Source organism: Salmonella sp. SAL-020 (genome assembly GCF_017372215.1).
Classification (GTDB): Bacteria; Pseudomonadota; Gammaproteobacteria; order Enterobacterales; family Enterobacteriaceae; genus Salmonella; species Salmonella enterica.
The window spans coordinates 726,390-744,750 of sequence record NZ_CP071690.1; the positions used below are offsets into that span (position 1 = coordinate 726,390).

The following is an 18,361-nucleotide window of genomic DNA, read 5'->3' on the forward strand; positions in this document are numbered from 1 at the left end:
GCCGGATGACGACATTACTACCTCATCCGGCATCATGGTTTAACTTTGACGTTTATCTTCGGTATTGTTTTCGAAGTCGCTGGCGTCATGGCGTTCGTGAAGCTGTTCGTTCAATGGGCCGTTGGTCCGGTTGACAATGCGCCCCCGCTTTACCGCCGGACGTTCGGCTACCTGCTTCGCCCAGCGTTGTACGTTTTGATAACTTCCGGCATCCAGAAACTCCGCTGCATCATAGACATTCCCCAGCACCACGTTGCCGAACCACGGCCAGATGGCCATATCGGCAATAGTGTACTCTTCTCCCGCGACATACGGGTGGTGAGCTAACTGCTTATCCAGCACGTCCAGCAGACGCTTGGCTTCCATGGTGAAGCGATTAATGGCGTACTCAATTTTTACCGGCGCATAATGATAGAAATGACCGAAACCGCCACCGAGGAACGGCGCCGCGCCCTGTAGCCAGAACAACCAGTTAAGGGTTTCTGTGCGCTTAGCCAGATCCTGCGGCAGGAAATGGCCAAACTTATCCGCCAGATAAACAAGAATTGCGCCCGACTCAAAAACTCGAATCGGCGGGTTGTGTGAGTTATCGCGCAGCGCCGGGATTTTTGAGTTCGGATTGATGTCAACAAAGCCGCTGGAGAACTGATCGCCCTCGCCGATGCGAATCAACCAGGCGTCATATTCGGCGCCGGTCACGCCCAGCGCCAGGAGCTCTTCCAGCATAATAGTCACTTTCTGGCCGTTAGGCGTCCCCAGCGAATAAAGCTGTAACGGATGTTTGCCGACGGGCAGCGTTTTGTCGTGCGTCGGGCCGGAAACCGGGCGATTAATGTTAGCGAACGCGCCGCCGCCGGATTTATCCCACGTCCAGACTTTTGCGGGTTGATAAGTATTATCTGCCATATTGACCTGCCTTCACAGTGGTGGTGTTGAAGCAGTGTAGCAGCTTGCTAGTCGGACATTTAACCGATTGGGACATTCCGGCGAGTGAAATTTTAACCTTCTGGCCTCAGTGTGCCTTATTGAGGTGTATGATTATGTCGACCTCTGTCCGGTTAGTGTCACAGAGCAGACAATCAGAGCGAAATCACGCCAGGCTGCTCAGGCGGTCTTGTTTTGAGGTAAGTGCATGAGCAAAGGAACCACCAGTCAGGATGCCCCCTTCGGGACATTATTGGGTTACGCCCCCGGCGGCGTAGCGATCTACTCTTCAGATTACAATTCCCTCGATCCGTGGGACGACGACGACGCAGCTTTTCGTAGCTACATCGACGATGAATACATGGGGCATAAATGGCAGTGCGTGGAATTTGCCCGCCGTTTTCTCTTTCTGAATTATGGCGTTGTTTTTACTGACGTCGGCATGGCCTGGGAAATTTTCTCGCTGCGTTTTCTGCGCGAGGTCGTGAATGACAATATTTTGCCTTTGCAGGCCTTCCCGAACGGTTCGCCGCGCGCGCCGGAGGCCGGGGCGTTGCTCATCTGGCAAAAGGGCGGCGAGTTTAACGAAACCGGGCACGTTGCGATTATCACCCAACTCCTGGATAACAAAATTCGTATTGCTGAGCAAAACGTTATCCACACGCCATTGCCGCCAGGGCAGCAGTGGACTCGCGAACTGGAAATGGTCGTAGAAAACGGGTGTTACACCCTGCGCGACACCTTTGATGACACGACGATTTTAGGCTGGATGATCCAGACCGACGACACGCAATACAGTTTGTCACAGCCTGACATCGCGAATCAGTCGCTGGCGATTCGCGGCGCAAGACTGCCAGAGAAAGGTCAGTTTGACGGTCCGTGGCTGGATGAGCGCGATCCGTTACAAAAAGCCTATGTACAGGCGAACGGACACGTTATCAATCAGGACCCGTACCAGTATTTTACCATCACCGAGAGCGCTGAACAGGAGCTTATCAAAGCGACCAATGAGTTGCATTTGATGTACCTGCACGCCACGGACAAAGTTTTAAAAGACGATAATCTGCTGGCGCTATTCGATATCCCCAAAATTCTTTGGCCGCGCCTGCGTCTCTCCTGGCAGCGCCGTCGTCACCATATGATCACCGGTCGTATGGATTTCTGCATGGATGAACGCGGGCTGAAAGTCTATGAATACAATGCCGATTCCGCATCATGCCATACCGAAGCGGGATTAATTCTCGAAAAATGGGCTGAGCAGGGCTATACCGGTAAAGGGCATAACCCGGCGGAGGGCTTAATTAACGAGCTGGCAGGCGCCTGGAAACACAGTAAAGCGCGTCCTTTCGTCCATATCATGCAGGATGATGATATCGAGGAGGACTATCACGCGCAGTTTATGCAGCAGGCGCTGCATCAGGCCGGTTTCGCGAGCAAAATTCTCCGCGGTCTGGGCGAGTTGCGCTGGGATGACGCCGGGCAGTTGATCGATGGCGACGGACGGCTGGTGAATTGTGTCTGGAAAACCTGGGCGTGGGAAACGGCGATGGAGCAGATACGCGAAGTCAGCGAGACGGAGTATGCCGCAGTGCCTATTCGTACCGGGCACCCGGAAAATGAAGTCCGGCTGATTGATGTATTACTGCGCCCGGAAGTGTTGGTGTTTGAACCGCTGTGGACGGTGATCCCGGGTAACAAAGCGATCCTGCCCATCCTGTGGTCGCTCTTCCCGCATCATCGCTATTTGCTCGACACGGATTTTACCGTTAACGATGAGCTGGTGCAGACCGGCTATGCGGTAAAACCGATTGCCGGACGTTGCGGTAGTAATATTGATTTGGTGAGCCATCAGGAAGAGCTCCTGGATAAAACCAGCGGCAAGTTCGCCACGCAGAAAAATATCTATCAGCAGTTGTGGTGCCTGCCGAAGGTCGCCGGGAAGTATATTCAGGTCTGTACGTTTACCGTGGGCGGTAACTACGGCGGTACGTGCCTGCGCGGCGATGATTCATTAGTCATTAAAAAAGAGAGCGATATTGAACCGTTAATCGTCATCAAAGCGTAACGGGGTCATTCTCGTCGGGATATCGGCGTGGGTGCCGATATCCCGCCTGTTGTGTTTACCAGCGAACGGCTATCAGCCTGCCATTTACTGGTAACATATGAGAAATAATATCACAAATTATTCTTAACTTTTCTGACGCAGGCGGTGACGCTCGCCGCGTTGGCGCATCCGTTTCCTGATTTTCGACTACTCGATACTTTTTGCGGCTGGTTACGCTGCCCCCATTCCTTTGGATTTAGGTCATGCCTGTTTGGCTGGTAAACGGACAGCATAATATATTGATGAGTCCAAATGATATTATTGGTCATATAAAAAGTTTACGTTAGGTTATTTTTCTATTGCAAAAGTTTGCGTTTAAACCCTGTCTGCAATCTTCGTGGCGAGATATAGCTACACCTAAGTAAATGCAGTTAATTATTATTCAGCTATTGTTGTCAGCCTTGTAAATAATATTTCCGTATAAAGCGAAGCGACTTCCATTATGACTATTAATGGTATTATTGAATAGTTTACTCTGTAATTATTTAAGTTTAGTGGACGTTTTGTCTTATTCTGGTGAACGTATGGTTATGGCAGATGACAGCCGATTTTTCATTATGTTAGCATGAGTTGATAATACTTTATCCAGGCATAGATCAGGATGTCCACATATAATAAGGAGAATGGTATATGTTTAAAAAAGTATTAGGCTTGCGCCACTGGAATAATAATGTTGTAAAAATACCGCCGCCAGCAGAATCTGGCGCTAATGCATCTGACGTGGTGGTGGATACTCCTGAGCCTTATGAGCGGATACTGTGTCAAAAAATTCTGATGGGGATCTCGACGATCGATATCATTCGTAATGCCATCATTAAGTCCTGTGAGCAGCTCAACATTGAAAAAGAACGCATTAATGAACTTAACGAACAGAATGATAAAGCCAGAAGTTCATTAAAATCGCTCGTGGAATTTATCACCGAAATTGGCACGACTTCATCGGATATTGGCTGTCGTATGGGCGACTTAAATACCTCCTTAACGCAAATTAATGCGTGTATTAAAGAGATACAGAAGATCGCTAACCAGACCAATTTGATAGCGATTAACTCCGCGATCGAGGCCGCGCGCGTAGGGGATGCCGGGCGTGGTTTTAGCGTTATTTCGAAAGAGGTGAAAAACCTGTCCGAAGATGTTAAACACAGTTCGAAAAGCGTCAGTACGTTAACCTCTGTAATCAAAGATAATACGGCCAGAGTGAGTGAGGTACTGGATAACCAACAGCCGGTTATTGATAATATTACGACTAACATAAATCAAATTGTGGAGTCTATTGGCATCGTCATCGATAAATCGCTGAGCATGAAATCGGTCATGCAGTACATCTCTACGGTGCAGTTTTTGAATATTGTCAAAGTTGACCATGTTATCTGGAAAATGGAAGTCTACAAATTACTCTTAAATAAAGACATAAACAGTAAAATAACGATGCACGATCAGTGTCGGCTGGGGAAATGGTACTACGGTTTTGAAGGACAGCAGTTTAGCAATTACTACAGTTTCCGTAGTCTGGAAGCGCCTCATAAAGAGGTGCATACCGCTGGCCACTCTGCGCTGAACTATTTTGCCGCAGGCGATATGAATGCGATGTCGCAAGAACTCGACAGAATGGAGCGATCCAGTAATGAGGTGGTTAACCAGCTGGAAATGCTGGCTGTCGATTTGTTAAAAGAAACCACACTGTGAAGTCATGAGTTATTACCGTATAACCAACAGGAGCCATCATCAACAGGACTGATGTATCGCACTTTCTGCACTGGAGTTATTCCGGACAGAGAAAAGAAGCATGACGCAGAAGATGGCTGTGTTTGTTCACCCGAATCACTTACCTTAGTAAGTGATTCGGGATTAATCAGCGACATCTTTGCTTTTTATCGGCGGCCAGACTTTGGCTGGAAAAGTGCGTTACTGCTAAATTTCTCACTCTCTTACCGCCTTCCTGCCCCTCGAAATACCTGAGACCTGTGCTCACAGATTAATAGCGATTATTTAATCGTGAAATAACGCTGGGCATTATTGAAGCAGATATCCTGAACCATACGGCTTAGCATCGCTTCATCATCAGGAATCTCTCCGTCCTGCGCCCACTGTCCCAGCAGGTTACAGAGAATACGACGGAAATATTCATGTCGCGTATAAGAAAGGAAACTGCGGGAGTCGGTCAGCATCCCGACAAACTGACTTAACAGTCCCATTTGCGACAGTTGCTCCAGTTGGCGCAGCATACCGTCTTTCTGATCGTTAAACCACCAGCCGGAACCAAACTGCACTTTTCCGGCAATTCCCGGCCCCTGGAAGTTACCGATCATGGTCGCCAGGACTTCGTTATCACGTGGGTTCAGGCAATAGAGGATAGTCTTGGGCAGTTCATTGGTCACATCCATACTGTCGAGCAAACGGGAGAGCGCCCAGCTAATGTTATTATCGCCAATGGAGTCAAAGCCGGTATCCGGCCCCAGCAGGCGGAACATCCGGGTATTATTATTACGGATCGCGCCAATATGTAGCTGCATCACCCAGCCGCGCGCGGCGTACTGACGGCCCAGCCAGACCAGCACCGCCGTGGTAAACTGGGCGATCTCAAGTTCGCTCAGCGTTTCGCCAGCCAGACGTTTGCCCAGAATGGCGTCAAGCTGCGCGTCGTCGGGCACCGGCGCAAATCGCAGCGTTTCAATGCCATGATCCGACGCGCGGCAGCCGCAGGCGGCGAAATGGTCGAGGCGGCGAGTGAGCGCCTGACGTAAATCGTCGAAACGGGTAATGCTGACATCTGCCGCCGCTTCCAGTTTCCTCAGGTAATCGACAAAGCCGTCCAGTTCGATTTTGAAAACTTTGTCGGGGCGCCAGCTTGGCGCGACTTCAATATCAATGCTGTCGTCGGCGGCTATCTGGCGGTGATATTCCAGAGAATCTATCGGGTCGTCGGTGGTTCCGACCATCCGCACATTCATCTGCTGCATAATACCGCGCGCGGAAAAGGCCGGCGTCGCCAGTTTCTCATTACACTGCGTCCAGATACTTTCCGCGGTATCCGGTCCGAACAGCGTACCTGTAATGCCAAATGGACGGCGTAGTTCAAGGTGCGTCCAGTGATACAGCGGATTGCCCAGCGTTTTTGGTACGGTATTGGCCCAGGCCATATATTTTTCATAATCGCTGGTCTCTTTGCCGGTGATCAGCGACTCATCCACGCCTGCGCTTCGTAGCGCTCGCCATTTATAGTGGTCGCCTTCCAGCCAGATCTGACCGAGGTTATCGAAACGGCGATCGTCGGCGATTTCCTGCGGACTTAAATGGCAGTGGAAGTCATAAATCGGCATGGGCGCGGCGTATTTATGGTACAGCGTGCGGGCAATGTCGTTTTTAAGTAGAAAATCTTCAGTCATAAACGTAGCCATGATTTATCTCCTTACTTAGCCAGCGCTTCTACCGTGGCTTTCGCGCCGTTCTGCAATAGCTGTTGGTAAGCGTCGGTAACGGCTTGCACAAATTCGTGGTTCTTCGGCAGGTCGCTGCCAAAGATAGACTCGATGGCCAGTAGCCCGCGAACGCGTTCTTCCGGCGTCTGATATTGCTGATGAATCGCCTGATACTGCGCGAGCAGCGGATCGACGACATCAATGGTTTTACCTTGTTCATCGATACCGCCGACGTAACGCATCCATCCGGCGACGCCCAGCGTCAGGCGGCGATAGTCATCGCCCTGTTGCAAGTGCAGACGTACCGGGTCCAACAAACGCTGCGGCAGTTTCTGACTGCCATCCATCGCGATCTGCCAGGTGCGGTGTTTCAACGAGGGGTTAGTGAAACGCGCGATCAACAAATTCGCATACCCTTCCAGATCGGTGCCTTCCGGCATTGATAACGTCGGCGCTTGTTCATCAAGCATCAGCGCCAGCGCCGCGCGACGGTAAGCCGGGTTGGTCATGGTATCGGCGATAGTGTCATACCCGCCGAGATAACCCAGATAGGCGAGGAAAGAGTGACTGCCGTTAAGCATACGCAGCTTCATCATTTCAAACGGTACGACATCTGCAACGAATTGCGCGCCGACGGTGTCCCAGTCCGGGCGACCATTCACAAAGTTATCTTCGATGACCCACTGGCGGAAGGGTTCGCAGGCGATAGCGCAAGGATCATAAACCCCTAACTGGTCGGCAACCAGTTGTAGCGTCTCTTCGGTCGCCGCCGGAACAATGCGGTCAACCATGGTGCAGGGGAAGGTCACATTGTCGGCAATCCATGCGGCGAGGGCGGCATCGCGAGCTTTTGCCAGGCCGAGGACGGCAGCCTTCGCGACGTGACCATTCTCGCGTACGTTATCGCATGACAACACGGTAAAAGCTTTCAGTCCTTGCTCCCGGCGCATGTTTAGCGCTTCGACAATATAGCCAATGGCGGATTTAGGCTGCTGTGGATGGGCAAGATCGTTTTGGATCAGCGGGTTATTGACATCAAGCTCGCCGCTGGCGGGGTCGGTGCAGTAGCCTTTTTCGGTCACGGTTAAGGAGACGATGGCGGTTTCCGGGCGCGCCATTGCCGCCAGAATCCCTGCATGGCCGTCGAATTCAGGGTGCAGCGCTTCTTTCATTGAACCGATAATTTTCAGTTCGGTGCTTTCTGCGCCGCGTTCTGCAACGGTGTACAGCAGATTTTGCGCTTTCAGGTTCGCGATCAGCCGCGCGTCGTTACCCGGCATCAGGTTCACTTCACAAATGCCCCAGTCGCTGTCGCTCTTTTCCAGTAAATGATGGGTAAAGAGCGCCTGGTGCGCGCGGTGAAACGCCCCGCAGCCCAGATGCACAATACGGGATACCAGACGTGATTTGTCCCAGTTTGGGCGGGCGACGGAAACCTGGGCGGTGGCGATATTCTGTTCCATTGCAAACTCCTGTCATTCGACGTCTTCGCCCGCGATCTCCGGGGCGAGGCATGTTGCTATTGCATTGAGTAGGGGAAATCGCATGACGCGTCGCGCCATGCGAAAGAAGGTTATTTGCTAAAGAAAGCGCGCTGGATAGCCAGTTCGACGCCGCGGACTTCCGCAAGCCCTTTCAGACGGCCAATGGCGGAATAACCCGGATTCGTTTTCTTCTTCAGATCGTCCAGCATCTGATGACCGTGGTCCGGGCGCATTGGGATCAGATCGTCGCTACCTTCGGCTTTACGACGGTGCTCTTCTTCCACAATCGCTTTAACGACTTCATACATATCCACATCGCCGTGCAAATGGGCGGCCTCGTGGAAGGTCTTCGGATTCTCTTCGCGCAGCGTAGAGCGCAGATGCGTAAAGTAGATGCGCGGACCAAACTGTTTGATCATATCAACCAGATCGTTGTCGGCGCGCACGCCGTAAGATCCGGTACACATGGTGAAGCCGTTCGCCATGCTATTAACGGTTTCCACCATCCATTGCATGTCTTCAATGGTAGAGACAATGCGCGGCAGGCCGAGAATAGGGCGCGGCGGATCGTCAGGGTGAACGGCCATACGCACGCCAACCTCGTCGGCAACCGGAATAATGGCTTTCAGGAAATAGGCAAAATGTTCACGCAGTTTTGCTTTATCGATATCTTTATACGTCGCCAGGTGTTGACGGAACTGATCCAGCGTATAGCCTTCTTCCGCGCCAGGTAAACCGGCAATAATGTTGCGGGTCAGACGTGCTTTGTCTTCCTCGCTCATGGTGGCGAAACGTCGCTCTGCCTGAGCAATTTCTTCTGCCGTATAGTCGGCTTCTGCTCCCGGACGCTTCAGGATATGCAGTTCGAACGCGGCGAATTCAATCTGGTCAAAACGCAACGCTTTTGAACCATCCGGCAATACGTATTCCAGATCCGTACGTGTCCAGTCCAGCACCGGCATAAAGTTATAGCAAACCGTATAGATACCGCATTGCGCCAGGTTACGCAGCGTTTGCTGGTAGTTTTTGATCCATAAATCGTACTGACCGGTGTGGGTTTTGATATCTTCGTGGATAGGTACGCTCTCTACCACAGACCACTCCAGACCCGCCTCTTCAACGATAGCTTTACGTTTCTGGATCTCGTCTATCGACCAAATTTCTCCATTCGGGATATGGTGTAACGCCGTTACCACGCCGGTTGCGCCAGCCTGGCGTACATCTGACAGCGTTACCGGGTCGTTAGGTCCGTACCAGCGCCAGGTTTGTTTCATATCTCGTTTCCTCTTCTTGCGATAACGTCTTCGTGGTTGACCCATTGCCAGCCAACATCGAAACGTGCTTTGTAAACCCGTTCTGACCCCTAAATTCAACCAAAATTTTTCTCATGTCAACCTTATTGTCTAAATTGGCTAACCAAATCACAAATATCATCATTCACGGTCTGCCAATTTTATTTATTTGATCTGTGTCAATTTTTGCTGGGTGAAAAGCATTCACCATTCAACTTGAAATGAGTTGATGTATTTATTTCAAGAATATTAAGGGCGGGAGTTGCCGCCAGATTTTGACCGGTCCGGATGAGAAAATATTGATTGGTCAACCAATTTTTGTGATTTCAGTTTTCCCGCTACAGGTCAGACGGCGCGGAGCTAATGTTTTTTAACGAGGCTTTATCATGAAGATGACAAAATTAAGATGGTGGATTATCGGCCTGGTCTGCGTAGGGACCATCGTAAACTACCTGTCCCGTAGCTCGCTTAGCGTTGCGGCGCCAGCGATGATGAAAGAACTCCATTTTGATGAGCAACAATATTCCTGGGTGGTGAGCGCCTTCCAGCTTTGTTACACCATTGCGCAGCCGATCACCGGCTATTTGATGGATGTCATCGGACTGAAAATCGGCTTCTTTATCTTTGCCTTGTTATGGTCGCTGATCAACATGGCGCACGCGCTGGCCGGCGGCTGGATAAGTCTGGCATTTCTGCGTGGTCTGATGGGGCTAACCGAAGCGTCAGCGATTCCGGCCGGGATTAAAGCCAGCGCCGAATGGTTCCCGACGAAAGAACGCGGTATTGCGGGGGGACTGTTTAATATCGGTACTTCGATTGGCGCGATGCTGGCGCCGCCGCTGGTGGTCTGGGCGATGCTGACCTTTGCTGATAGCGGCATCGGTACTGAAATGGCGTTTGTGATTACCGGTGGGATCGGCGTGCTGTTCGCCATCACCTGGTTCCTGATTTATAACTCGCCAAATAAACACCCGTGGATCACCCACAAAGAGCTGCGTTATATCGAAGACGGCCAGGAAAGCTATCTCCAGGACGATAATAAAAAACCGGCCGTTAAAGAGATCGTTAAAAAGCGTAACTTCTGGGCGTTGGCGATTACCCGTTTTCTGGCTGACCCGGCATGGGGAACGCTGAGTTTCTGGATGCCGCTGTATCTGATTAACGTGATGCATCTGCCGTTAAAAGAGATCGCCATGTTTGCCTGGCTGCCGTTCCTGGCGGCGGACTTTGGCTGCGTTGCAGGCGGTTTCCTGGCGAAGTTCTTCATGGAAAAGATGCACATGACCACGATCAATGCGCGTCGTTGTAGCTTTACCATCGGCGCTGTTTTGATGATTTCGATCGGTTTTGTCAGCATTACGACTAACCCGTATGTCGCCATTGCATTGATGAGTATTGGCGGTTTTGCGCACCAGACGCTGTCTACCGTCGTGATTACCATGAGCGCTGACCTGTTCAAGAAAAATGAGGTCGCGACGGTTGCCGGTCTGGCAGGATCTGCGGCATGGATGGGACAGTTAAGCTTCAACCTGTTTATGGGGGCATTGGTCGCTATTATCGGTTACGGCCCGTTCTTCATTGCACTCAGTCTGTTCGATATTATCGGCGCCATCATCCTGTGGGTACTGATTAAAGATCCAGAAAAGCACCACCCGCCAATGACGGAACAGCCGCTGGCGTCTCACCGCTAAAGCTGTCTCGGTTTCACTGGCCTGATAAGCGAAGCGCTACCGGGTTCTAACGGCCACCTTCGGGTGGCCGTCTTCATTACCCTTATCGGTAAAAATACGCGTTGGTTTTATACCAGCGCGTTATCATTTAGTTTGCCTGATTATTTTCAGATGCTGAAAATAATATTGTGGTAAGGGTTATTGTTTTTCGCCTGGATTTTTATCGACTCTCTGTCTCGCTGCGATCATCGATAAAGTCCCCTTTATGTAAATAAAGGTTAAATGCTTCTACTCTTTTCCCCATATATTTTGCGCAGCTTCACAAAAAATAACCTGATGTCGTAATGTCCGCTCCCTAATATTCTCCATGCGCTATACGTTAATTTAAGTTTAAATTTCATGCCGGGGATATCACGATGTCACGTAATTTTACTGTTTCAGCCTGTCAGTATATTGTTACCGAAATAAACACTTTTGAAGATTTCATAACAAAAGTAAGGATACTTCTTAATAAAAGTCAGGGTGCTGATGTCGTTATCTTCCCGGAGCTATTTACCATTGAGTTATTTACATTATTGAAAAAATGGCAAGAAAGACCCATTTCACACCTTACTTTAATTGATCAGTTCACGGATGCCTATAAGCAGCTTTTTCAACAGGAAGCGAAAGAAAGAGGACAGTTCATTATTGCTGGCTCTCATCTGGAGCAGACTGGAGCAGATCGCTATGAGAATGTTGCGCATATATGGGGACCCGATGGCGAACATTATGCTCACAGTAAGACGCATATCTTCCCGGCTGAACGGGGTTGGTATACTCAGGAAGGCGATAAAATGGCTGTTTTTCAACTGCCATTTGCAAAGGTGGGTTTTAATATTTGTTATGAAGCAGAAATACCGGAGTGTGCCGCGACGCTGGCGGAACAGGGTGCGGAGTTAATTTTAACGCCTTCCGCTACGTTTACTGAACAGGGATTTTGGCGAGTCAGGCATTGTTGCCACGCACGTTGTATTGAAAATCAAATTTATCTTGTTCACTGTTGCCTGGGCGGAAACCCGGGCGGGCCACTGCCAGGCTGCTGGGCCCGAAGTTCAATTTTAAGCCCCTGTGATGTCGTGTGGAAAAATCCACAAGGTATTATCGCAGAGGCGCACGTCAATCAAGAGGATGTCATTTCAGGAGAAATTAACCTCGATGTTCTATATGAAAATAGACTTGGGGGGGCAGCAACAACGTTCAAGGACAGACGCAGAAAAGCAGGCATATATAATATCTGGCCATCACACATTAAATAACAGAATGTGTCCCTTCTATGTATTAGCTGGAGGTCGTTATGGGATATTTAAAATTACCTGAGGGTAAAAGGATTGCGGTCAATCTTGGTGTTGATGTAGATGCTCAGTCTTTATGGCTGGGCGGATTTAATCGACCGTCGCCATCCTTTATGTCACGAGGAGAGTTTGGTGCTCAAGTTGGCGTACCAAGGCTTCTGAAATTGTTCAAAGAAAATAATATCAAAACCACCTTTTTTATTCCCGGACACACTGTAGACACCTTCCCGGAAATCATTAAAGCAATTTTTGATGCCGGGCATGAAATCGCTCACCATGGCTACTATCATGAAAATCCGACGCTGGTGAATCGTGATACAGAACGCCGACTTATGGATCTGGCGTTCGCCTGTTATAAAAGACATTTCGGCATACGCCCTGTGGGATACCGTTCTCCCTATTGGGATTATAGCGAGAATACGCTGGATCTTCTGGAGGAAGCCGGTTTTCTCTATGACAGTAGCCTGATGGCGAGAGATCTTGTGCCTTACCATCCTCAACGTTGGCAGGTGAATTGGGAGACGGGAAATATCGCAGGCCCGGCCAGCGCGATTCTGGAAATTCCTGTTAGCTGGTATCTGGATGATTTTCCCGCACTGGCGTATACCGGCAACCAGGAGGGGATGAGCGATACTGACGGTGTTCTGCGACGCTGGAAGGATATTTTTACCTATGCTTATCACCATCAGGAAAACGGTTTATATGCGATGGCCCTTCATCCGCAGATAATCGGTCATGGGCATCATATGATGATGTTGTCACGTTTGATTGAACATATTAAAGGGCATGATGGCGTATGGTTTGCAACCTGTGAAGAGATAGCCAGTGTCTGGGTGGATGACGAAGAGGATCGACAAAAAATGCTCCGTCCTGATGTTCGTGGCGTAGCGCCGGTTCCGGATGATTATGGCTGGCCGGGCAAATGATATCACCTCATGACAATGTTAATATCAGTCGGGTAACGGATTACCCGGGCAGAAGTTACCTGTTTGCCCGCTCGTTAATGCATATTGTCCATCAGAAAGGGAGACTATCCCGGGACGTATAAAATCTTTTTTATTTCGGTCAAAACGTTAATCAACGAGAATAGTTTGTTTTTTGATTTAAATCATTTTTTAGTTTTCACAGGATAATAAGCAAATAACATTTATAATGTGAGTATTAAGAAAAATAAAATTTCCATAGTGATTAATTTTCATTTAACCCTTTGATTTTTAATGTTTTTGTGTGTGTTAATTGATGTAAATCAATTTGGATTTTTTTATTAAATAAGTAAAAATTAAGTTGATATTTGCTTTTTGATGTGTTTTTTATATATAGCTGATTATTATTCTGAAATGTCAATTTTTGAATAACGACGCTGTGATACCGGCACCAGGGATACTTTGCGATAAAAGGGATTGAATATGGCAGAGAGCGTTCAGTATAACCTCAATTGTATTTGGCCACAGCGGGCCAAAACCCTCTATTGCTTTGCAACCAGCGGAATAACGTTCATCAGACGTGGGTAAACGTCGGCAAAATCCCTGCAAACCTGGCGCTTTTCACGCTGTGTTTTTTGGTCGTTGCGCTTTTAATAAGAGTCACAAGCGCTGGCCGCCGGTATTCGTCTGGCTGCTGAACTGCCACCTGATCAACAAGGAGATAAATCATGGATGCGATTTTTTTAAAGCTCGACAATATCAAAGGCGAAAGCCAGGTTGAAGGCTTTGAAGATCAGATAGAGATCATGTCTTATAGCCACAATGTGGCAATGCAGGTAAATAACGATGTTAGCCTCACTGAGCGGACTTCCGGGCGCGCGCATGTTGGTGAAATGTCGCTCACCAAATTTGTCGACCTCGCCACGCCTGTGCTCAATGAGTACTGCTGTAGCGGGAGGCTAATTAGAACCGCGGTGCTGACGTTGTGCCGCAATGACGACGGCAAAATGCGGTCGCTTATCGTTTATACCCTGACAAACGTGCTGATATCACAACTCAGTGTTAGCGGCGGCGCCGGCGGTAAGCCGGTGGAAACGATGTCGCTGAACTTCACGAAAATCGAATGGCAAATCACTGCCGAGAAATCAGACGGCGCTCAGCAGGAGTCCAGAACGTCAGTATGGGATCTGGCGATGGACCAGATAGGGAAATGATGATGACGCCAACCATTCCGGTCGCGCTATTCGACAGGCTCTTGGTTGAGGGGATAAGCCCACATGAATTGGTACGACGCAAGTTAATGTGTTTATTCAACTCTTGCGCCGTGCCAGGTGGCGAGACATTACCGCCGCTGCTCACTCGGGGTATGCCGGAATGGCACGAGGTGAATGTGGGTGACAAACGGGTTCTCAACTGGTTTTGCCGTGAGCTTCGCGCTGCTATTTTACGTTATGAACCGAGCATCAACATGCTGAAAGTCAGTGTAAAAGATGCCCATCATCAGACGCTGGCGTTGTCTTTGGAAGCGATGTTACAGGATGAGTCTGAACCGTTAAGGCTGGAGATAGCCTACTCTAACGGTAGATGGCGCTAGTAATGCAGGAAGGAACGCCGGGCCGGGCGTTTAACATTATCCCAAAAGCAAAAAAACGCAGCGAGCGAACCTGATAATCAGGCAGACAGTCCACCTTTCGGTATGGTTGATCTGCCTGCATCATTTTCAGGATGGTTAATAACGGACCATGACAGATTTAAGTTCGGTATAGTCATCAATAAACGCGCTGCCAAATTCACGACCACTACCCGATCCTTTCATCCCTCCAAAGGGTACCGCGGGATCGAGGAAGGTATGCATATTGACCCACACCATGCCAGCATCAATATCTTCAGCGTAGCGTAATGCCTTAGACATATTTTCCGACCACACACTTGCAGCAAGGCCGAATGGCGAAGCGTTGATATGCGAAAGCGCCTCTTTTTCATTCTGATAACCGATAAAGCTACAGACAGGGCCAAAGGTCTCCTCGTGCATCAGCGTACTGTTTTTACTACGCACTTTTACCGCTGTCGGCTGTAAAAAGAACCCTCCGCCGGGTAAAGTTTCACCGCCGTAAACAATAGTATCCCCTTCTTCCCGTGCGCGTTGAATCAGATGCAGCACTTTTTCAAGCTGAACCTGATTCGCCAGCGGGCCCATCACCGTTTTTTCATCTAAAGGCGAGCCGGGCACGATCTCCGATAACCGTTGCCTGAGGAGCGTCATGACCGTATCCAGTTTTTCCTGGGGCAGATAAAAACGCTCTGCGGCAGCACAAATCTGTCCTTGATTCAGATAACCGGCTTCAAGAATACCGTTGACCATGGCTTGTGCCGAGAGATCATTGAGAAACAGCGCCGCATTTTTCCCTCCCAGTTCGAGGGTAACGCGTTTTCCTGACGATGTTGCCGAACGCCGGACTTTCTCACCTGTCTCAACTGACCCGGTGAAACTCACTTTGGCGCAATCTGGATGCGCGATCAGCTGTTGCGCTATCTCACCGCCAGCACCGTTTACCACGTTAATTACGCCATCAGGGAAACCTGCCTCTTTAGCCAGTTCAGCGACTCGCAGCAGTGTCAGCGGGGTATATTCACTTGGTTTAATGACGATGGTGCAGCCACATACCAGCGCTGCGGCCAGCTTCCAGATAGCAATCATAATTGAGAAATTCCACGGCACAATACCGACGACCACGCCAATGGGTTGGCGTTGGGTAAACGCTGTGTATCTCTCTTCTCCCATTGATGGCAGGGAGACATTCAGCGTTTCACCGGTTATTTTTCCTGCCCAACCGGCAAAGTAACGCAGGAAGGCCACTGACTGATCGAGTTCAAGACCGCGCGACAGCGTAATCGTTTTACCTGAACAGACGCTTTCCAGTTGAGCTAACTCTTCACGATGAGCGGCAAGAGTATCAGCCAGTTTCAGCAGTAATGCGCCGCGTTGTAACGTTGGCATTTTACGCCAGACATCAAACGCCCGTCTGGCGCTCTGCATGGCCTCTTCTGCCTGCGCAGGGGTTGCCGACACAACGTCGGCGATGATTTTGCCGGTGGCTGGGTTAGTGACCGAGAAGTTCGTGCCGTTTCCGGCCTGACGTTCACCTGCAATAAATTGTCCGTGTCGTTGGCGTAAAAAAGTCGTTACTTCGGCAAGTAATGTCACGTCGCTCATCAGAAGTGCCTGTAGGTCAGGAATGTACGTTTTTCCATCTCAACATACTTGCCTGGAACTGAATATCGTTCCAAAGAACGTCATTCTTCCGGACGATATTTTGTAAAACGTTACCGTGCTGTGATAGCGGTCTTAGTCAAGCGTGATGACAAGGTAACGCGATGAATACAAAAATCGATGCGTTGAATTACTACGGCGCGACGAAAAAATACCCGTTGCATTTTCCTGCTCTGCAAGACGATATTGATGCCGATGTGGTGATCATTGGCGGTGGCTTTTCAGGCATCAATACCGCGCTGGAACTGGCGGAGCAGGGGATCACTAATGTTGTCGTTCTGGAAGCCCGCCATCTTGGGTATGGCGGCACCGGGCGAAACGGCGGTCAGGTGATGGCCGGTATAGGTCACGACATCGAAGCCGTTAAAAAATATGTAGGCGCAGCGGGAATGGAGACGCTGTTTAAAATCTCGAACCTCGGCGCAGGTATTATTCGGGAGCGAATTCGTAAATACCATATTGAGGCTGATTTTGTCCCCGGATATGGTTATCTGGCCTACAACCAGCGGCAGTTAAAAACGCTGCAACAATGGGAAAAAGAATTCAAAGCTGCTACGCCGGAAGATGATATTGAACTCTATACCGGTAAAGACGTGCAGCAGGTTATTGGTTCCGACGTCTACTGCGGTGTTCTCAAGCATATGGGGGGAGGGCATGTCCACTCGCTGAATTTATTGCTGGGCTCCGCTCAGGCTGCGAATTCGCTGGGGGTGAAGATATTCGAATATTCACCTGTGGTTGAGGTCAGTTACGGTAAAACTGTGCGGGTACGTACTGCGATGGGCAGCGTAAAAGCGGCCAAATTGCTGTGGGCCTGTGATAGTTTTCTCAATAATCTGGAACCAGAAATTTATAAGAAAACGCTGGTTACTTATTCTTATCAGGTCTCTACAGAACCTCTCTCCAGCGAGCTTGTTGAGCGGATCAGTCCCTTGCGCGGGGCTTTTAGTGATATCCGCCCGGTGATAAATTACTACCGTCTCACAAAAGAAAACCGTCTGCTGTTTGGCAGCGCCACAAGGTTTCTTGAATATACCCCGCACGATTTTGCTGCCTGGAACCGCACTCTGTTGACGGAGGTCTTTCCTTATTTGAAAGACGTTAAAATCGATTTTGCCTGGGGCGGACCGATGGCCTGTAGCGCGAATCTGTTTCCGCAGATTGGCACGCTTCGTGAGCACAATAATGTTTTTTATGTTCAGGGTTATTCCGGATTTGGCGTCACGCCTTCCCATATTGTATGCAAAATCCTGGCCGAAGGAATAAATGGCGGTTCCGAGCGGTATCGTCTGATGAGTAGCATTCCCCACGCGACAATTTATGGTCGCGACAGTCTACGTCTATTGCTGGTCAGTGCGGGAAAACTGATACATCAAACAGCCGGTTTCTGGAAAGGCCGGAATTAACCAGGAGAACATTAATGCACGCTTTTAAACTCAATCAACCTGTTCCTGAATTACAGCCAATCGGGAGTGTCAGCCTGTTGGGGGCGTTGCCAACAGAAGGCGATCCCCAGGTCGCCGTTGCGATGATTTACGGTAAACCTGAGGACGTATTTACCTGTGGACTGTTTTCATCGACCCGCGGCGGTTTCACTATGATTTATCCCTTTACCGAGCACGCAACCGTGCTGGAAGGGGAAGTGGAACTCACTGTTGCGGGTCAGGAACCGATACGTTTTTCACCAGGCGATAGTTGGTTTGTTGAACAGGGAACCGAAGTGGCATGGAAAGTTTTAACGCCCCGTTTTGTAAAACATTATCTGGCAAAAGTTGAAAGCCATAAGCAGGGTTGAATCCTTTAATTGTTCGTCAGTAGCGTTGGCATCACTGGGGAGAATAACGCGCTCCCCACTTGCTATTAGCGCATGCGGGGACGGCGTCACAACGTTATTTACCGTTATCCCTCTTCAGGACGATACCTGTTAGATACGGTGCCTGCCA

General features: G+C 49.6%; 14 protein-coding genes. 9 read left to right on the plus strand and 5 right to left on the minus strand.

Going from position 1 to position 18,361, the window contains the following annotated elements:
• Positions 1–39: 39 nt before the first annotated feature.
• Entirely contained in the window at positions 40–906 is an 867-nt protein-coding gene (yghU, locus tag J1G48_RS03495) for a glutathione-dependent disulfide-bond oxidoreductase (RefSeq protein ID WP_000774853.1), read from the minus strand.
• Between the two features lie 226 nt (positions 907–1,132).
• On the opposite strand from yghU, the gene gss reads away from it, so the two are divergent.
• Together gss and J1G48_RS03505 are read left to right on the plus strand one after the other, a co-directional pair.
• A complete protein-coding gene (gss, locus tag J1G48_RS03500; RefSeq protein WP_000033685.1) occupies positions 1,133–2,989 on the plus strand; it encodes a bifunctional glutathionylspermidine amidase/synthase in 1,857 nt (618 codons plus the stop codon).
• A 669-nt stretch (positions 2,990–3,658) separates the two neighbouring features.
• Positions 3,659–4,714, plus strand: coding sequence for a methyl-accepting chemotaxis protein (locus tag J1G48_RS03505; protein ID WP_000475253.1), 1,056 nt, complete (start codon positions 3,659–3,661; stop codon positions 4,712–4,714).
• Between the two features lie 299 nt (positions 4,715–5,013).
• Here J1G48_RS03505 and uxaC read toward each other — a convergent pair whose 3' ends face one another.
• The 3 genes from uxaC to uxuA all read right to left on the minus strand — a co-directional run bounded on the left by uxaC (position 5,014) and on the right by uxuA (position 9,205).
• On the minus strand, positions 5,014–6,426 hold the full coding sequence (gene uxaC / locus J1G48_RS03510) for a glucuronate isomerase (RefSeq protein WP_000190182.1): 1,413 nt from the start codon (positions 6,424–6,426) through the stop codon (positions 5,014–5,016).
• 11 nt (positions 6,427–6,437) lie between these two features.
• On the minus strand, positions 6,438–7,910 hold the full coding sequence (locus J1G48_RS03515; RefSeq protein ID WP_000437127.1) for a fructuronate reductase: 1,473 nt from the start codon (positions 7,908–7,910) through the stop codon (positions 6,438–6,440).
• A gap of 110 nt (positions 7,911–8,020) precedes the next feature.
• Complete coding sequence (gene uxuA / locus J1G48_RS03520; RefSeq protein WP_000815479.1) at positions 8,021–9,205, minus strand: mannonate dehydratase; 1,185 nt, start codon at positions 9,203–9,205, stop codon at positions 8,021–8,023.
• Positions 9,206–9,609: 404 nt separating this feature from the next.
• Here uxuA and J1G48_RS03525 point away from each other — a divergent pair, with 404 nt between their 5' ends.
• From J1G48_RS03525 to iraD, 5 genes are all read left to right on the plus strand, one after another.
• Positions 9,610–10,914 (plus strand): MFS transporter, encoded by a 1,305-nt coding sequence (locus tag J1G48_RS03525; protein WP_000784371.1) that lies wholly within the window; start codon positions 9,610–9,612, stop codon positions 10,912–10,914.
• Positions 10,915–11,309: 395 nt separating this feature from the next.
• The gene (locus tag J1G48_RS03530) at positions 11,310–12,188 is read left to right on the plus strand and encodes a carbon-nitrogen hydrolase family protein (protein ID WP_000089254.1); all 879 of its coding nucleotides are present in this window, start codon (positions 11,310–11,312) and stop codon (positions 12,186–12,188) included.
• 38 nt (positions 12,189–12,226) lie between these two features.
• Positions 12,227–13,150 (plus strand): polysaccharide deacetylase, encoded by a 924-nt coding sequence (locus J1G48_RS03535; RefSeq protein ID WP_000540888.1) that lies wholly within the window; start codon positions 12,227–12,229, stop codon positions 13,148–13,150.
• A gap of 725 nt (positions 13,151–13,875) precedes the next feature.
• Positions 13,876–14,361 (plus strand): Hcp family type VI secretion system effector, encoded by a 486-nt coding sequence (locus J1G48_RS03540; protein ID WP_000338753.1) that lies wholly within the window; start codon positions 13,876–13,878, stop codon positions 14,359–14,361.
• Positions 14,361–14,741 carry an anti-adapter protein IraD gene (gene iraD / locus J1G48_RS03545; protein WP_000988938.1) on the plus strand — a complete coding sequence of 127 codons (381 nt, stop codon included), beginning with the start codon at positions 14,361–14,363 and terminating at the stop codon, positions 14,739–14,741. Before J1G48_RS03540 ends, iraD begins: the two co-directional genes overlap by 1 nt.
• A gap of 135 nt (positions 14,742–14,876) precedes the next feature.
• On the opposite strand, the gene J1G48_RS03550 is transcribed toward iraD, so the two are convergent.
• Entirely contained in the window at positions 14,877–16,361 is a 1,485-nt protein-coding gene (locus J1G48_RS03550) for an aldehyde dehydrogenase family protein (RefSeq protein ID WP_001286397.1), read from the minus strand.
• Positions 16,362–16,522: 161 nt separating this feature from the next.
• On the opposite strand from J1G48_RS03550, the gene J1G48_RS03555 reads away from it, so the two are divergent.
• Together J1G48_RS03555 and J1G48_RS03560 are read left to right on the plus strand one after the other, a co-directional pair.
• Positions 16,523–17,824 carry an FAD-binding oxidoreductase gene (locus J1G48_RS03555; RefSeq protein WP_001092818.1) on the plus strand — a complete coding sequence of 434 codons (1,302 nt, stop codon included), beginning with the start codon at positions 16,523–16,525 and terminating at the stop codon, positions 17,822–17,824.
• 14 nt (positions 17,825–17,838) lie between these two features.
• Positions 17,839–18,213: a cupin domain-containing protein gene (locus J1G48_RS03560; protein ID WP_000542979.1), complete on the plus strand. Its 375-nt coding sequence runs from the start codon at positions 17,839–17,841 to the stop codon at positions 18,211–18,213.
• The last annotated feature ends 148 nt before the right edge of the window (positions 18,214–18,361 follow it).

What these genes read in the sequence shown, in the direction of transcription:
- yghU (WP_000774853.1), bottom strand. Translation starts at nt 906, where the DNA reads ATGGCAGATAATACTTATCAACCCGCAAAAGTCTGGACGTGGGATAAA.
- gss (WP_000033685.1), top strand. Translation starts at nt 1,133, where the DNA reads ATGAGCAAAGGAACCACCAGTCAGGATGCCCCCTTCGGGACATTATTG.
- J1G48_RS03505 (WP_000475253.1), top strand. Translation starts at nt 3,659, where the DNA reads ATGTTTAAAAAAGTATTAGGCTTGCGCCACTGGAATAATAATGTTGTA.
- uxaC (WP_000190182.1), bottom strand. Translation starts at nt 6,426, where the DNA reads ATGGCTACGTTTATGACTGAAGATTTTCTACTTAAAAACGACATTGCC.
- J1G48_RS03515 (WP_000437127.1), bottom strand. Translation starts at nt 7,910, where the DNA reads ATGGAACAGAATATCGCCACCGCCCAGGTTTCCGTCGCCCGCCCAAAC.
- uxuA (WP_000815479.1), bottom strand. Translation starts at nt 9,205, where the DNA reads ATGAAACAAACCTGGCGCTGGTACGGACCTAACGACCCGGTAACGCTG.
- J1G48_RS03525 (WP_000784371.1), top strand. Translation starts at nt 9,610, where the DNA reads ATGAAGATGACAAAATTAAGATGGTGGATTATCGGCCTGGTCTGCGTA.
- J1G48_RS03530 (WP_000089254.1), top strand. Translation starts at nt 11,310, where the DNA reads ATGTCACGTAATTTTACTGTTTCAGCCTGTCAGTATATTGTTACCGAA.
- J1G48_RS03535 (WP_000540888.1), top strand. Translation starts at nt 12,227, where the DNA reads ATGGGATATTTAAAATTACCTGAGGGTAAAAGGATTGCGGTCAATCTT.
- J1G48_RS03540 (WP_000338753.1), top strand. Translation starts at nt 13,876, where the DNA reads ATGGATGCGATTTTTTTAAAGCTCGACAATATCAAAGGCGAAAGCCAG.
- iraD (WP_000988938.1), top strand. Translation starts at nt 14,361, where the DNA reads ATGATGACGCCAACCATTCCGGTCGCGCTATTCGACAGGCTCTTGGTT.
- J1G48_RS03550 (WP_001286397.1), bottom strand. Translation starts at nt 16,361, where the DNA reads ATGAGCGACGTGACATTACTTGCCGAAGTAACGACTTTTTTACGCCAA.
- J1G48_RS03555 (WP_001092818.1), top strand. Translation starts at nt 16,523, where the DNA reads ATGAATACAAAAATCGATGCGTTGAATTACTACGGCGCGACGAAAAAA.
- J1G48_RS03560 (WP_000542979.1), top strand. Translation starts at nt 17,839, where the DNA reads ATGCACGCTTTTAAACTCAATCAACCTGTTCCTGAATTACAGCCAATC.